Source organism: Herbidospora sp. NBRC 101105, from assembly GCF_030269205.1.
GTDB classification, from domain to species: Bacteria; Actinomycetota; Actinomycetes; order Streptosporangiales; family Streptosporangiaceae; genus Herbidospora; species Herbidospora solisilvae.
Genome location: NZ_BSSX01000004.1, coordinates 456,017 through 471,289, shown reverse-complemented (window position 1 = coordinate 471,289; position 15,273 = coordinate 456,017). Strand labels below are relative to the sequence as shown.

Here is a 15,273-nt window from a genome sequence, read left to right as displayed (position 1 = left end):
TCACCCCTTGAGGTTCGGGAAGAGCCGGGCGGGATTGGTCTCGGCGACGGTGGTCAGGTCGGGGCCCAGGAGTTCGGCCGCCTCGTGGAGGCAGGCCGCGACCGTCTTCGCGTCGACGAACGGGAAGTCCGAGCCGATGAGGAGACGTTCCGGACCGGCCAGCGCCAGCGTCGAACCGAGGGCGTAGGGGGTGGTGGCGAGGGCGAAGTCGTAGTGGAAGCGGCGTAGTGCCCGGTAGATCCCGCCCTCGCCCACCTGCTCCAGTTCCGGCAGCGGTTCGGCGATGGCGAGGCGTCCAGCCAGGTAGGGGGCGGTGCCGCCGCAGTGGGAGAAGATCCAGGTGATGCCGGGATAGCGGTCGTGGACGCCGTTCAGCATCAGGTTGACGACGGCCCGGGTGGTGTCGAAGACGTACTCGATCAGCGACGGCCGCAAATGGATCTCGGCGGCCGGATAGTGGACCGGCAGTTGGGGATGGACGTGCACCACGGCCCCCCGCCGGTCGAGCTCGGCCAGCACCGGCTCGAAGGCCGGATCGCCCAGATACCGTCCCGCGTAGTTGGTCAGCAGGCCGACCCCGGCGAACGCGTCGTGGCCGGCCCACCGCTCGATCGTGTGCAGCGCGTCGCCCACCGACGGCAGCGGCACCGCCACGAACGCCCGGAACCGGGTCGGGTGTTCGGCGACCGTCGCGGCCAGGTCGGCGTTGGTGCGCTCGCACAACTCGCGGGCGAGCGCCTGATCGCCGTCGAAGAAGAACCCGGGCGACCCGGCGGACAACACCGCCAGGTCGATGCCCAGGTCGTCCATCATCGCGAGCGAGGCGACGGCCGACCAGGCGGGCAGGCCGACACCGGGCTGCGCGCCGATCCCCAGGCCTTCGAGGACCTCGGCGTAGGCCGGGAAGATCGCGTGGTGGTGGACGTCGACGCGCATGGTCACGAATCGAGGACCGCGTAGGCCCGGTAGTTGGACGAGCCGGGGCCCGCCGCGCGGTTCTTCATGATCGCGGTGGCCGTGTAGGCGGGCGAGGAGTTCGGCGGTTCGTTGAGGGCCGGGAGCGGGCCGCCCTTGGCCGGCTCCCGCGCTTCGAGCGCGTCCTTGATGGCCGCGCAGAACTCCGGCAGGTCGTTGGGCAGCCGGGAGGTGATCAGGTTGCCGTCGACCACGACCGGTTCGTCCTTGAACAGGGCGCCGGCGTTGATGACGTCGTCCTTGATGGTCGCCACGCAGGTCGCCTGCCGTCCCGCCACGATCCCGGCGGTGGCCAGCATCCAGCCGGCGTGGCAGATGGCCGCCACGACCAGGTTGCGGGCGTCGGCGTCCCTGACCAGCTTCACCATGTCGGGATTGCGCCGCAGGTACTCGGGCGAGAAGCCGCCCGGGATGATCACGGCGTCGACCGAGTCGAGGTCGACGTCCTGCACGGTGAGATCGGCGCGGGCGGGGTAGCCGATCTTGCTGGCGTACACCTCGTCCGTCGACGGGCCCACCACCCGCACCTGCGCGCCGTCCTCGCGGAAACGCAGGACCGGATACCAGAGCTCCAGCTCCTGGTAGAGGTTCTCGACCAGCACGACGATCCGTGCCTGTGACAGTTCCACGTTGTCCCTCAGACCTTGATGGAGAAGATGCGGGCGGCGTTGTCGCGGGTGATGGCGTCGATCTGCTCGTCGGTCACGCCCTTGCTCTTCAGGCGCGGGATGAACGAGGTCCACATGTAACCGAGGTCGACGCGCTCGTTGGCGAGCTGCGGGTCGGACTCCGTGACGTCGGAGCGCGGGTTGTAGAACCAGCGGTCGTAGGAGAGCACGAGCTGGCTGGTGAAGCCCTCGTTGATCAGGCCCACGAACGCGTTCGCCATGCGCTCGTCGAGTTCCTCGACGGTGTCGACGCGCCACGGGATGCCGATGTGGTCGAGCTGGAGGTTGGCGCCCCGGTTGAGGATCTCGTGCAGCTGGCCCTCGTCCGGCTCGACGAAGGCGTGCCCGATGATCACCTTCGCCGGGTCGGCGCCCTCCTCCTCGAGGATGTCGAGCTGCTCGATGCCGGGGTTGGTGACGCGGTAGTCCATCGGGTCGGTGTGGGTGTTGATCGCGCAGCCGACGATGCGGGAGGCCCGCCCGGCGGCCCGGATCACCCGGTCCTCGACCTCGTGGATGCGCCGGCCGTTGGGCCCGATCGGGCTCGGCTGCGGCGTGACGCTCTCCTGCCCGGTCGCGATCTTGATGGCGCCCGCCTTGTAGGGCGTCTGCTGCCACGCGAAGACCATGCCCTCGGTCAGGTCCCGCACGAAGAAGTCGGTCAGCTCCTCGACCGTCTGCCGCCGCCAGTAGTAGGGCACGCCCATGCGCTCGGGGAAGAAGCCCGTGATCGCGATGACGTTCATGCCGGTCCGGCGGGCGACCTCGGCCATCAGCTCGGGGTGGCGGCCGACCTCGGGCGGGGTCATGTCGACGAGCGTGCCGAAACCCCAGTCCCGCATGCCGTCGGCGACCTGCTTGGCGATGAACGCGACGTTGTTCTCGTAGTCGAGCACGGTCCGGTGGTCGAGCTCCGCGCCCGGGTAGCCGTAGAGGAGGTGCTCGTGGGTGAGGAACCGGCCCGACGTCTCGGGTGAGACGTCGCCCAGAACGGTCCTGAAGACTTCCATCGGATTCAGACTCCTCTGCGAATGGTGGCGAAGAACTCGGAGAGATCGTTCGTGCCGTCGGCGGAGACCACCCGTTCGTTCTGGTCGCCGATGGCCTGGGCCACCACCGACGCGCCGTTGCCGACGGAGGCGACCCGGCCGCCGGCCGCGTGCACGGCCGTGACCAGGGCGACCTGCGCGCCGCTCGGCTGGGGGAGGTCCCACGGCGCGACGCCGGGGGCGATGATCACGTCGACGGAGGCGGGGTCGAGGTCGGCGGCGTCGGTGTCGGGGATGACGGGGTAGCCGAGAATGCTCTCCGCCCCCGCGGCGGCGGCCACGATGTGGACGGTCGCGCCCTCCTCGCGGCCGCGCAGCACCGGGTACCAGAAGTCGAGCTCCTGGTAGCCGGGGTAGGCGAGGACCACGACCTTCTGCTGGGCCAGCGACATTTACGCTCCAAGGTGTTCGGCGGGATGGGACGCGGCGAAGGAGTCGACGACCTCGGCACAGGCCCGCAGGGCGGTCAGCGCGGTTTCGTTGTCGACCTGGGGAGCGGCGCCGCTCACTCCGATGGCGCCGATGAGTTCGCCGTCCGACCGCAGCGGGAACCCGCCGGCCAGGACGACGATCCGCCCGGCGAGTGCCGAGGTCAGGCCCCAGTCGGCCGCGCCGGGTTTGGTGACCTCGCCCCACGCGTCGGTCGGGGCGTTGAACGCGGCGGCGGTGAACGCCTTGTCGATCGCGAGGGTGAGCGCGACGTGCGAGGCGCCGTCCATGCGCACGGCGGCGACGACGTGGCCGTGCCGGTCGGTGACGGCGATGGCCATCGGCTTGCCCGCGCTGTCCCGGGCGGCTCTGACCAGGCGTTCGGCCAGTTCGAGAGTGACGACGGATTCGGTGCGGATCATCGGAGCGGCCTCACGGGGTGAGCGTGGCGGAACGGATTCGGCGCGGGTCGGCGGGCGGTTTCACGAGGCGGGCGCGGCGTTCGAGGGAGAGACGGGTTTCGGCGCGGGTCGGGGGGCGGTTTCACGAGGTGAGCGTGGCCTTCACGAAGGCGCGGGTCGGCGGGTGGTTTCACGAGGCGAGGAGGCCGCCGTCGACGACGACGGCCTGGCCGGTCAGGTAGCGGGAGCCGGGGGAGACGAGGAACTCGACGACGGCGGCGACGTCGTCCGGAACCCCCTGGCCGCCGAGGGGGATACGCGACTCCAGCGCCGCGACGGTCGTGTTGTCCTTGCCGCCCACGCGCGTCCAGTAGGGGTCGTTGAAGGGGGTGTCGATCCAGCCGGGGCAGACGCAGGTGACGCAGACCCCGCCGGGGCCAAGCGCGACTGCGAGTGACCTGGTCAGCGCGACGAGGCCGCCCTTGGAGGCGGCGTACGCGAAACTTCCGCCGCCGCCCCGGAAGGCCGCGGTCGAGCCGGTGAGCACCACCCGGCCGTGGGCCGACGCCGCCAGATGGGGGGCCGCGGCCTGGGTCATGAAGAAGGGCGCCCGGAGGTTGAGCGCCATCGTTCGGTCCCATTCGGACGCGGAGAAATTTGCCAATTCGGTCTCGACGAGGAGCCCTGCGCAGAAGACGATGGCATCCAGGCGGCCGTGCGCTTCGACGGCGTCGGCGACCGCCTGGGCGGGTCCGTCGGCCGTGGCCAGGTCGACGTGGCTCGCCGTCCCCGAACCGGGGTGGGCGTCGAGGGCCTTGACGACCTCGGCGGCACCGGCCGCGTCGATGTCGGCCACGTGCACGTCGGCGCCCGCCGCGCGCAGCCGGGCGGCCGTGGCGGCCCCGATGCCGCTCGCGCCACCGGCTATCAGCACAGATGTCACCACAACTCCAACCTGTAGGGCTGCCTGACATCATGAACCTGTGTTTTGAGTTCTGGCAAGGCGTTATGCCCGAAAAACCGGCGAGTTGACACTTTTGGACCCAGGCTCCCACAATCAACATGTCTGACAGCCAGGCACCCTGGACGGTTGTCCAGCCTCATGTGAGGGAGCGGCCCGTTCCATGCACTTTTCTGGGGAGTTCCCAGTGGTCCGCGTGGCCGGACCGCCCGCCGAGCGCGGCAGGCGGTACGGCGCGCTGGCCCGCACCCGGATCCACCGTTCGATCTCCGCCTACCAGCGCGTCTTCGACCACTACGCGGGATGGGACTGGGCCACCGTGTGCGCCCACGCCGCCCGGTATCGCGACGTCGTCGGTGACTTCTCGCCGGCGTCCCTGACCGAGATGCGGGGCATCGCCGAGGGCGCCGGCCTCGACGTCGCGGAGATCCTCGCGCTCAACACCCGCAGCGAGATCATGTTCCACGCCGGCGAGCGGGAGATGCCCCACGAGTGCACGTCGCTGACGCTGCTCCCGGACCGCTCGGCCACCGGCACCCCGCTCATCGCGCAGAACTGGGACTGGCTGCTCCACTCGATGGACACCGCCATGATCCTGGAGGTCGTCCGCGACGACGGCCCCTCGTTCGTCACGCTGGTCGAGGCCGGTCTGCTCGCCAAGGTCGGCATGAACGACGCGGGCGTCGGGTTGTGCACCAACACCCTGATCAGCGACGGCGACGAGGGCCGGATCGGGGTGCCCTACCACGTCCTGCTGCGTGCCGCCCTCGACAGCGGGTCGGGCCGCGAGGCCGCCCGCACGATCGCCGGCGCCGAGCGCGCCCTGTCGGCCAACTACCTGCTCGCCGACGACACCGGCTTCGCCGCCGACCTCGAAACGGCCCCCCGCCCCGACGGTGTGCGGATTCTCACCCCCGAAGACGGCCAGATCACGCACGCCAACCACTTCCGATCTCCCGACCTGACAGGCGAGGATCTGTACGCGCGCCGCAAGCCCCACACGTTCACGCGGCTGCGCAACGTCACCGAGAGCCTGGGCGAACGGTCCGGCCTGTCGGTCGACGACCTCAAGAAGGTGCTCGCCGACCACCAGGACAGCCCGTCGAGCGTCTGCCAGCACCCCGACGAGAATGTGCACGAACGTGAGCGCACCGCGACGATCGCCGGTGTGATCATGGACGTGTCCGGCCGTACGATGCATATCGCCGCGGGGCGGCCCTGCGTGGCACGGTGGGAGACGAGAACCCTGGCGCCGAGATGAAGAAGGACCTATCCGTAATGAAGGTCGTCCCTGTCGAGCAGAAGAGCGCGGCGGAGCACGTGCGCACGCAGCTCATCGAACTGATCGAGTCGCGTCACTTCGCGGTCGACGACCGCCTGCCCTCCGAGGCCGAGCTCGCGGCGTCGTTCGGGGTCAGCCGCTCGGTCATCAGGGAGGCCCTGCACAGCCTGAACGCCCTGGGCCTGACGAAGTCCTACGCGGGCAAGGGCACCTTCGTCGCCGCCACCCGCGTGCAGTCCCACCTGCTCAGCGGGCAGTACCTGCCCTCGCAGCTCAACGAGGTGCGCCGCTACCTGGAGGTCCCAGCGGCCCGGCTGGCGGCCGAACGGCGCACCCAGGAGGACCTCGACGGCCTGGCCGAACTGGTCGCCGCCTTCGAGGACAACGACGACCCGGCCGAGCGCAACAAGATCGACGCCCGGTTCCACATCGCCATCGCCCAGGCCACCGGCAACCCGCTCTTCTCCCGCCTGGTCGAAGACCTGCGCGCGGTCCTCCAGGACCAGGCGCTCGCCGTGTCGGCCTCGCCGGGCCGGGCCGCGCAGGCCCGCGCCGAGCACCGGGCCATCTACGAGGCGATCAAGGACGGCGACGCCGAGATGGCCGCCCTGGCGATGCGCCGCCACCTCCAGGCGGTCGTCGCGACCTCGGCCGCGCTCAGCGACTCCTGAAGTCGGTGTACGTCGACCGGAAGGTCGTCGTGAACAACCCCGCGTCGCCGAGCGGCCGGCCCACGTCGAGCACGAACGAGACCGGCCGGTCATGCTCGTCGATCGTGAGGGTGTAGGTGACCAGCGACCGGTCGACGGCGTCCCCGGCGTACTCGATCAGCAGCAGCTTCAGCGCGTCGCCGGTCAGGTTGCCCGGGACGATGCCGCGGTAGACCCGGCCGTCGCGCTCGAACGTCACGTTGCCCTGGACGACCAGCGACCGGATCACGGTGAGCCCCGCCGTGGCCATCAGCAGGATCGGCGGCTCGTTGCTCCCGTCGCCGAACTCCCCGAGCGGCTCGCCGGTCTCCTTCACCCGCCGGTCCTCGATCGTGTAGCGCCGGGTCTCCTCGCTGCCGTACACGATGTCGGCGACGAAGTCGTCGTGCGGCAGCCCCGGATCGCCCGCGACGGTGACGGTGCCCCGTGACGTGGCCAGGTTGTCGCCCTGTCCCATGCCGCCCTCGCTGGTGAACGTGGCGGTCGGCGTCTTCCGGTACACCTCCGACAGGGCCGCCGCCAGTTCGGCCTGGGTCTGCGGCGGCCGGTCGCCGCGCGGCCAGAGCACGACGGCCGCCGCGATCACCGCCAGCCCGGCCAGCGCCGCCACCGCGGCCCGCCACGGGACCGCCCTGCCCGTGACCGGCCGGGTCGCCTCCAGCCGGCCCGACTCCAGCGCGTCGAGGTCGTCCTCCTCCTCGTGCCCGAGCAGGCTGAGCAGCACCTCCTTCGAGGTGGGCCGCTCGGTGGGCGACTTGGCGAGGCAGCGGCGCACCAGCGGCAGCAATCCGCGCGGCACCCCGGTCAGGTCGGGCTCGGCGTGCAGCACCCGGTAGGCGACGGCCGCGATGTTGTCGCCCTCGAACGGCACCCGCCCGGTCGCCGCGAACACCATGGTCGCGCCCCACGCGAACACGTCGGCCGCGGCCGTCACCCGCTCCCCGGAATACTGCTCGGGCGCCATGTAGGGCGGGCTGCCGATGGCCCGCCCGGTGGTCTCGCTGTGGCTCAGCCGCGAGATCCCGAAGTCGATGACCCGCGGCCCGTCGGGGGCCAGCAGCACGTTGCCCGGCTTGAAGTCACGGTGGATCACCCCCGCCCGGTGGATCGCCACCAGCGCCGTCGCGGTCCCGATGGCGATCCGCTGCAACTCGGCCCCCCTGCGGGGCGGCACCCGGTCGAGCGGGGTCCCGGCGACGTACTCGCTGACGATGTACGGCGGATCGTGGTCGAGCACCACGTCGATGATGCGCGCGGTGCAGAACCCCGCGACCTGCCGGGTGGAGTTCACCTCCCGGACCGCCGCGTCGTCGGCGCCGTGCCGCAGCACCTTGACCGCGACCGGCTCCCCGTTCCACTCGCCCAGGTAGACGACGCCCTGACCACCCTCGCCCAGCCGGGAGACCACCGTGTAGGGCCCGATCGACCGGGGATCGCCGGCCCGCAACGCCATGTCCACAATCCCATTGGACGCCATCACCCCCTACCGGGGTTTGGCGATTGCGGGGACTACTTCGGCGCGAGCCCTTTGAGGAAGGCGACCACCGCCTCCTCGAACCGCTCCTTGGTCACCCCCAGTTCGGCGAGGACCGGGTTTCCCGCGCTGAGCAGCGCGAGCACCATGTGCTCGGTGCCGATGTAGTTGTGCCCGAGCCGCAGCGCCTCCTGGAACGTGAGCTCCAGGAGGCGCTTGTTGTCCTCCCCGAGCTCGGCGTTGCCGTCCAGCGCCGTGCCGGTCTCGGGCAGCGCCCCCCGCGCCGCCTCGCGGGCCGCGTCCAGGTCGAGGCCGATCTCGACCAGGGCCCTCACGGCGAGGCCGTCGGCGTCGGCGAGCATCGCGACCAGCAGGTGCTCCTGCCCGGCCATGGGGTGGCCCAGTTCCTTGGCGAGCTTCTGCGCCTCGCCGATGGCCGTCTTCGCGCGCGGGGTGAACCGGGAGAACTGCTGCTGGTTGTCCTCCAGCTTGGGCACGAACCGCTTCTGCGCCGCCTGCTTGGTGACGCCCATGCTGCGGCCGATGTCGGTCCAGGAGGCGCCCGACTTGCGGGCCTGGTCGACGAAGTGGCCGATGAGGTGGTCGGCGACGTCGCCCATGTGCTCGGCCATGAGCACGGCGCCGGAGAGTTGTTCGAGAACGTTGGGGTTGGCCGCCTTGATCCCGTTGATGAGATCGTCCAGCCGTACGACGGGATAATCGCTCATGCCGTCAACAGTAGGTTGACGCCAAGGGAATCGTCAACCCTCTGTTGACGCTTGGAAACTCCAGCGGAGACCCCAAGTCGGGTCCAATCGAGCCCCAAGGGCCGCTTGACATCGTCCGGGTGATCGCCGATCGAAGGAGATTCCCGTGCGAACGTCCTTTCGTGCCCTGCCGTTCCTCGTCGGGACGCTGGTGCTCAGCACCGTCGTCCAGCTCACGACGGTGCCGCAGGCGGCCCTGGCCGCCGAGGCCGCCGATCCGCTGGCCAGGGCCTACCACATCGACAGCCGGGCCGAGGTGCCCGACCTGCAGATCCATCCCGGACGGCTGGCGCTGTCGGCCGACGGAACCACCGCCTTACACCTGTCTCCACGGGGAGACGACCCGCCGCTCCTGGTGGCGGCCGACCTGCGCGACGGCGGAGAGGAGGTCGTCGGCATCGACCTCGAAGGGCTGCCCGTGGCGCAGGTGATCGACGCCGCGATCAGCGGCGACGGCCGGACCGTCGCCTTCCTGGCCAGTGGCTCCAACGCCGCCGACCTGCGGCTGCCGGCCTCGGCCGACCCCTTCATCCAGGAGGCGATCTTCGTCAGGGACCGGCTCACCGACGCCACCGTATGGGTCCAAGTGCCCGACCTCGGCGTCCCGGTCTCGTACCACACGCTGCGCAAACTGGCCCTGAGCGCCGACGGCAGGCGGCTGGCCGCCGAGCTGTCGCTGCCGCTGCCCGAGTACGACGACATCACCTCCCCGGAGGGCGTGCTGCTGGTCACGCTGCCGGCCGACGCCGCGCCGGTGTCGCACGTCGTCCGCCCGGAGGACCTCTCCGACGGCGAGCCCGACGTGAAGGGCTTCGCCCTGTCCGGTGACGGGAAGGTGCTCGCCGTCAACGTGGGCGGCGACGAACGGACGCTGCTGCGCTTCGACGCCGCCTCCGGCGACCGGCTGCCCGGCGAGCGTGAGCTAACCCAGGCCCAGCACACGGCCTGGACCCCCAACCTCGACCAGGCCGGACGCCGGACCGCCCTCGGCGGCGACGCCGGTGTGGTCGTGGCCGACCTCGTCACCGGCCCTTCGGCCGACGTGACGCTGGCGGCCTCGGGAACGGTCCCATACGTCTCCGGCGACGCCGCCTTCCCTTCCGACGACCTGCCCTCCGCCGCGCGGCTGAGCGCCGACGGCGGGACCGTCGCGTTCCGGCGCGCGGGCGCGGTGTGGACCCAACCCGCCCAGGCCGGGCGGGCTCCCGTGCTGGTCAGCGCCGGTCTGGACGGCCGGATCGCCGACCCCCTCCCCGGTGAGATGGCCACCTATCCCGACTACGTGAACGCCTACGCCATGAGCGGCGACGCCGCCACCCTGACCTTCCTGTCGGCAAGCACCGCGTTCGTCGCCCCCGCACGGACACGCCGCAGCCCTCGCACCTCTACCGCGCCGTCCCGGCCGACGCCCCCGCGCCGACCTGGCCGGAGAACGCCGCGCTGGCCGCCGAACCCGGCACGACCTCCGTCGCCCTCTCGTGGCCCGCCGCGAGCGCCACGGCCACGACCTACGACGTCAGCGTGAACGGGACCAAGGTCGCCACCGTGACCGCGCCCACGACGCGGGCGACGCCGTCGGGGCTCACCCCCGGCTCGACCGTCGAGGTCGCGGTCGTCGCCAAGGACACGTCCGGCCGCGCCTCGGCCCCGCTGACCAGGAGCGTCACCCTGCTGGACGACGTGCCGCCCGGTGAGGCCCCGCTCTCGGCGGTGGCCGGGCCCGGCGCCCGGGTGCGCCTCCAGTGGGAGGCCTCCGGCCTGAGCGGCCTGACCGGCTACCGGGTGCTCCGCGACGGCGTGAAGCTGGCCGACCTGGCACCCGGCGCGACCACCCACGACGACACCGCCGTCGCCGCGGGCACGGAGTACACCTATGCCGTCGCCGCGCTGCGCGGCACCGAGCAGATCCGGCTGACCAAGGACGCCCGGGTCCGCGTCGACGAGCTGACCGTCACCGAGACGGCCGCCAACCTGCCCAAGGTGGCCGGGTCGGCGGTGCTCGCCCTCGGCCGTGAGGCCACCTTCGCGGTGGTCGGCGCGGCGGGCTTCACCGCCACCGCCGACCTCGTCGTGCGCACCGCCGACGACCCGGCGAAACCGATGACGGTGCCGCTCGCGGAGGAGCGCGCCGGGCGGTACCGGGGCTCCTGGCCGCTGCCGGAAGGCGTGACCGAGATCGTCTCCGGCGTCCTGCGGCTCGCCGACGGCACGGGGCACGCGATCTCCCGGCCGGTCACCGGCCTGCCCGCCACGGTGGGCGGTCTCGTCCGGGTCGGCGTCACCGTGCCGGGCGGGGAGCCCGACGGCGTCCGTCTCCAGGTGTGGAGCGACACCACCGGCACCGGCTACGTCACCCAGCTGAAGGCCAACGGCACCCTGGCCGTGCCGGTCGCGCCGGCGGCCGATCACCGGATCACCACCCGCCGCTCCGACGGCCTCGACGGCACTCCGCCGCGCACGGTGCCGGTCGCCTCCGGGCAGGCCGTGGACGTGACCGTTGCCCCGCACGCCCCGGCGTCCCTCACCCTGACGCTGCGCCGGCCGGGCAGGGAGGCGCTGGCCGACGTCCCGGTCGTGCTCACCACCCGGACCGGGCCCCGGTCGGGGCGCACCGACGGGAACGGGCGGGTGACCTTCGGCGCCCTGGACGCGGCCACCGACGTGACCGCCAAGATCTCCCTCCCCGCGCAGACGCTCGCGACCTACGGCCTGGCCGCCGTCCAGGACAGGACCGCGACCCTGGTGCCCGGCGACAACACGCTCGTGGTCGACGTCGACGCGCTGCCCAAGGTCACCGTGCACGGCACGGTCAAGGACGACGACGGCCGCCCGCTCCGGGCGACGGTGACGCTGCGGCAGACGATCGGCGGCGTCGGGGTGCCCACGCGGGTCGAGTCGGCCGCCGACGGCACATGGTCGGCCCAGGTGTTCGGCGGGGGAACCGGCACCGTCGCGACGGCCGCCCGCGCGGGCCAGACGACCGCCGAGGTCGTGGCCGGTCCGGACGCCCCGGCGGCGCTGGTCTTCCCCGACGTGTCCGGCTACGTCGTGCGGCCCAAGGTCGTCATCGTCTCGATGGACGGCGACCGGACCGAGCAGGAGCTCAACACCGAGACGGTCGGCCCCCTCAGGCCCGAGGTCCTGGCCGGCGGCCGGAGGATCATCGCCTGGGACGGCGAGGTGCCGGTCGACGTGCCCCCGGGCTCCACCGTGACCTTCTGCGCGGACGGCTCGAAGCGGGGCCTGAGCAGGGCGTGCGCCGAGGCCGTCGCGGGGGAGTCGCCCGACATCCCGCTGACCGTGGAGATCCACGAGAAGTCCAGGATCACCGCGCGCATCCTCGAACCGGACGGCACCCCGCGTACCGGCCGGACCTGCTCGCGGATCGAGGGCGAGGACGCCTCGGCGGTCGCCGACTTCGCCGGTCCGGACCTGCGGGTCTCCGCGCCCGCGGCGGGCACGTACGTGCTCACCGTGGTGGCGTGCCGCGACAAGCTCAGCGGTTCGGTCCAGCGGGTCGTGACGGTCGGCGCGGGGGAACAGCTCGACCTCGGCGACCTGCGGCTCGCCCCGATGACGACCCTCGTCCGCGGGGAGCGCAGCGGCTTCGACGCCGTCACCGACGCCGTGCTGCCCGGCGAGCTGGCCCACCTGCGCGCCGACGTCGAGTTCCAGAACACCACGCGGAGCGGCGCGGCCCGGCTGACGCTTCCCCCGGGCGTCACGGTTCCCGACGACGCGGTGCTGCGGGACGGCACGCCGGTGGCGTTCACCCGCGAGGAGGACGCCGTGGTGATCCCGCTCCCGGCCGCGACGACGCGGAAGATCGACGTGTACGTCCGCACCCCGGCCACGGCCGGGAAGGAGCTGCCGTTCTCCCTGTCGGTGTCCTCCGGCGACCTCACCGAGGTCGTGGGGTCGGCCGGGGTCCGGGTGGGCACGGTCACGCTGCGGGCGCCGTCGTCGAGCCAGACCGGGCGGTTCACCGCTTCGGGCCTGGCGCCCGCCGGTGCGCGTGTCGTCGTGCGCGACGGCGACACGGTGGTCGCCGAGGCCGACGCCGGCGAGGGCGGCCGGTGGCACGCCGTCGTGGACCTCGGCGCGGGCGACGAGGCGGTGAGGCACGTCCTGCGCGCCTCCGCCACCGTCGGCTCCGCCGAGTTGGCCGCCGACCCGGTGACCGTGGTCGTCGACCCGTACGCCAGCGTGCTGGAGAAGGTGACCATGTCCCAGACGGGCATGACCAAGACCTTCCGCCCCGCCGACGGCGTGGCGCGTTTCCCCTGGGTGTGGAACCCGGGCCTGGCCGTCACCGTCAGGGCGGAGTTCAGCGGCCCGGTCGGCGGCCCCCGGGCGCGGCTCGGCACACTCGACCTCCCCCTGACGCCGGTGGAGGGCCAGGAGAACGTCTACACCCTGACCACCAAGACCAAGGCGCACGAGGTCGGCGACCTGACGATCACCTACGGTGCGGAGCACGACCGGCCCCTGCTGCAGATCCCCCCGGCGCCCGACCCGGCGGGCGGCCTCTTCGATCCGGAGGCCGCCGTGGTCGCCGACCCGGTGACCGAGGGCGACGCCGTCAGCCAGGAGTTCACCGTGCCGGTGCCGAAAATGGGCCCGGCCGCCCAGGGGCGGATCAAGCTGACCATCGAGCCGCTGCCCGGCTACGAGCCCGACCCCGCGGCCGTCAAGGCGGCCCGCGCCTCGGGCGTGCCCGTCTACGAGCCCGTCCTGTCGGGCAGCGACCCCAACGCCACGACCGGCCGCTACACCAGTGAGGCGGCGGCGATCGTCGACATCGGCGTGCTGGCGAGCATGTCGCCGGACTCGCCGGTGGTCAGGTCGTTGAACGCCGCCGGGTTCGTCGGCGGACCGGCGCGGGCCATCTTCCAGACGTCCTTCTGGAACGTCACCAACTGGGACGCCATCAACTCGGCGGAGAGCGGCGACGAGAAGTACACCGAGCTCAACAAGATGATGGACATGGCCAACCGGTGCATGGACGGATCGCTGGGCGGCGTCTACCGCCACCACCTCCAGCAGCTCATGCGGCGGGCCGTCATGCTCGACATCTACAACGGGGTGTCGGCCGCCGTCGGCCTGGCGCTCACCCCGGCGACCTTCGGCCTGGGCACCGTCGCGATCTGGGCGGTGAGCTGGGGTATCGGCAAGGCTCTGGAGATCCCCCTCAACAACGAGATCGCGGCGCTGCGGCGCGAGATGAACAGCGCCCAGGAATGCCGGTGGACCGAGCGGGACGCCCCCTACCGCGACCCGCACGCCCCGCTTCCGGACGCCGACATCGACTACCGCTTCGACCCCTCCGGTTACCTCTACGAGGGCCTGGACGCCCGCCGTGTGGAAGGCGTCACCGCGACCCTGCTGCGTGCCCCCGCCCCCGAAGGGCCGTGGCAGACGTACGACGCCTCGGTCTACGGCGACGAGAACCCGCTGATCACCGACGCCGAGGGCCGTTACGGCTGGGACGTGCCCGAGGGCTGGTGGAAGGTGGTCTACACCAAGAACGGCTACCTGCCCGCCGAGTCGAAGGCACTGAAGGTGCTGCCCCCGCACACCGACGTCGACGTCAACCTCTTCAAGGCCGAACCCGCCGAGGTCGCCAAGATCGAGGCCGACGGCGAGGGCCTCACGGTCACCATGAGCCAGCCGACCCGGGTGGCCCAGGCGCTCGGCGGCGCCCTGAAGGTCACCGGCGCGGGTGGCCAGTGGACGGCCGTGTCCCCGCAGTCGCCCCCGGCCGGCCACCCGTACCCGGACCAGAAGCTGGCCATGGCGTTCCGCTTCACCGGCGAGAAGCACACCGGTGAGGTGAACGTCGAGGTCGACGGCCTGCTCCAGGACCACGGCGGACGCGCCATCGCCGAAGGCGTGGAGAAGACCATCCAGGTCCGGTGGACCGGCCCTGACGCGGCCGGACCGCAGGTCAGCGTGATGGGCGTGGCCGACGGCGCGACCTACCGGCTGCACGGCGTGCCCACGGCCGGGTGCGTCACCGTCGACCGGGGCTCCGGCGTGGCGACCGAGGCCACGCTGACGATTTCCGGCGGCACCCCCGCCGGGGTCGGGGTCTACACCGCCACCTGCGCGGGAGCGAAGGACAACGAGGGCAACCTCACCCCGCCGGTGTCGGCGACCTACTCGGTGGCGTACGTCTTCACCGGCTTCGCCGCGCCGGTCAAGAACGACGGCGTCGTCAACGTGGCCAAGGCCGGCCAGGGCATCCAGGTCAAGTGGCGGCTGACGGACGCGAACGGCGCCCCCATCAACGGCCTCACCACGGCGGCCCTGACGGTCAGTCCCTTCGACTGCCGGACCGGCCTGCCCACCGGCCAGGAGCGCACGCCCGCCGAGGGCGCCTCGTCGCTCCAGGTCCTCGGGCACGGCAGCTACCAGGTGGTCTGGCGCACCCCGGCGTCCTACCTCGACAAGTGCCTGACGCTCCACGTCGACACGGGGGAGGGTGCGGCGGCGTCGCACACCGCGCTGTTCCGCTTCACCCGCAACGAATCCCTCTGACGCGCCGCTGCCGCGCC

At 72.1% G+C, this 15,273-nt stretch carries 12 protein-coding genes; 4 read left to right on the top strand and 8 right to left on the bottom strand.

What is annotated here, in order from left to right:
* The 6 genes from QSK34_RS19515 to QSK34_RS19490 all read right to left on the bottom strand — a co-directional run bounded on the left by QSK34_RS19515 (position 1) and on the right by QSK34_RS19490 (position 4,465).
* Positions 1-936 carry an amidohydrolase family protein gene (locus QSK34_RS19515; RefSeq protein WP_285585663.1) on the bottom strand — a complete coding sequence of 312 codons (936 nt, stop codon included), beginning with the start codon at positions 934-936 and terminating at the stop codon, positions 1-3.
* Positions 937-938: 2 nt separating this feature from the next.
* Complete coding sequence (locus QSK34_RS19510) at positions 939-1,604, bottom strand: type 1 glutamine amidotransferase domain-containing protein (protein WP_285585662.1); 666 nt, start codon at positions 1,602-1,604, stop codon at positions 939-941.
* Positions 1,605-1,612: 8 nt separating this feature from the next.
* Entirely contained in the window at positions 1,613-2,653 is a 1,041-nt protein-coding gene (locus tag QSK34_RS19505) for a phosphotriesterase family protein (RefSeq protein ID WP_161482388.1), read from the bottom strand.
* 5 nt (positions 2,654-2,658) lie between these two features.
* Positions 2,659-3,084 carry a DJ-1/PfpI family protein gene (locus tag QSK34_RS19500; protein WP_161482389.1) on the bottom strand — a complete coding sequence of 142 codons (426 nt, stop codon included), beginning with the start codon at positions 3,082-3,084 and terminating at the stop codon, positions 2,659-2,661.
* The gene (locus QSK34_RS19495; RefSeq protein ID WP_285585661.1) at positions 3,085-3,543 is read right to left on the bottom strand and encodes a GlcG/HbpS family heme-binding protein; all 459 of its coding nucleotides are present in this window, start codon (positions 3,541-3,543) and stop codon (positions 3,085-3,087) included.
* Positions 3,544-3,712: 169 nt separating this feature from the next.
* Complete coding sequence (locus QSK34_RS19490; RefSeq protein ID WP_285585660.1) at positions 3,713-4,465, bottom strand: SDR family NAD(P)-dependent oxidoreductase; 753 nt, start codon at positions 4,463-4,465, stop codon at positions 3,713-3,715.
* A gap of 205 nt (positions 4,466-4,670) precedes the next feature.
* On the opposite strand from QSK34_RS19490, the gene QSK34_RS19485 reads away from it, so the two are divergent.
* Positions 4,671-5,744: a C45 family autoproteolytic acyltransferase/hydrolase gene (locus QSK34_RS19485; protein ID WP_285585659.1), complete on the top strand. Its 1,074-nt coding sequence runs from the start codon at positions 4,671-4,673 to the stop codon at positions 5,742-5,744.
* Positions 5,745-5,761: 17 nt separating this feature from the next.
* Positions 5,762-6,436 carry a FadR/GntR family transcriptional regulator gene (locus QSK34_RS19480; RefSeq protein ID WP_161482393.1) on the top strand — a complete coding sequence of 225 codons (675 nt, stop codon included), beginning with the start codon at positions 5,762-5,764 and terminating at the stop codon, positions 6,434-6,436.
* On the opposite strand, the gene QSK34_RS19475 is transcribed toward QSK34_RS19480, so the two are convergent.
* Both QSK34_RS19475 and QSK34_RS19470 read right to left on the bottom strand, forming a co-directional pair.
* Complete coding sequence (locus tag QSK34_RS19475; protein WP_285585658.1) at positions 6,423-7,928, bottom strand: serine/threonine-protein kinase; 1,506 nt, start codon at positions 7,926-7,928, stop codon at positions 6,423-6,425. The two genes, QSK34_RS19480 and QSK34_RS19475, sit on opposite strands and share 14 nt — an antisense overlap.
* 56 nt (positions 7,929-7,984) lie before the next feature.
* Positions 7,985-8,677, bottom strand: a complete 693-nt coding sequence (locus tag QSK34_RS19470; RefSeq protein WP_285585657.1) for a Clp protease N-terminal domain-containing protein — start codon at positions 8,675-8,677, stop codon at positions 7,985-7,987.
* A 145-nt stretch (positions 8,678-8,822) separates the two neighbouring features.
* Here QSK34_RS19470 and QSK34_RS19465 point away from each other — a divergent pair, with 145 nt between their 5' ends.
* Positions 8,823-10,241: a hypothetical protein gene (locus QSK34_RS19465; RefSeq protein WP_285585656.1), complete on the top strand. Its 1,419-nt coding sequence runs from the start codon at positions 8,823-8,825 to the stop codon at positions 10,239-10,241.
* Positions 10,238-15,256, top strand: a complete 5,019-nt coding sequence (locus tag QSK34_RS19460) for a PxKF domain-containing protein (protein WP_285585655.1) — start codon at positions 10,238-10,240, stop codon at positions 15,254-15,256. Before QSK34_RS19465 ends, QSK34_RS19460 begins: the two co-directional genes overlap by 4 nt.
* The last annotated feature ends 17 nt before the right edge of the window (positions 15,257-15,273 follow it).

Excerpts from the sequence above, each read along its gene's own strand:
- QSK34_RS19515 (WP_285585663.1), bottom strand. The coding sequence starts at position 936 with ATGCGCGTCGACGTCCACCACCACGCGATCTTCCCGGCCTACGCCGAG.
- QSK34_RS19505 (WP_161482388.1), bottom strand. The coding sequence starts at position 2,653 with ATGGAAGTCTTCAGGACCGTTCTGGGCGACGTCTCACCCGAGACGTCG.
- QSK34_RS19500 (WP_161482389.1), bottom strand. The coding sequence starts at position 3,084 with ATGTCGCTGGCCCAGCAGAAGGTCGTGGTCCTCGCCTACCCCGGCTAC.
- QSK34_RS19495 (WP_285585661.1), bottom strand. The coding sequence starts at position 3,543 with ATGATCCGCACCGAATCCGTCGTCACTCTCGAACTGGCCGAACGCCTG.
- QSK34_RS19480 (WP_161482393.1), top strand. The coding sequence starts at position 5,762 with ATGAAGGTCGTCCCTGTCGAGCAGAAGAGCGCGGCGGAGCACGTGCGC.
- QSK34_RS19475 (WP_285585658.1), bottom strand. The coding sequence starts at position 7,928 with ATGGCGTTGCGGGCCGGCGATCCCCGGTCGATCGGGCCCTACACGGTG.
- QSK34_RS19470 (WP_285585657.1), bottom strand. The coding sequence starts at position 8,677 with ATGAGCGATTATCCCGTCGTACGGCTGGACGATCTCATCAACGGGATC.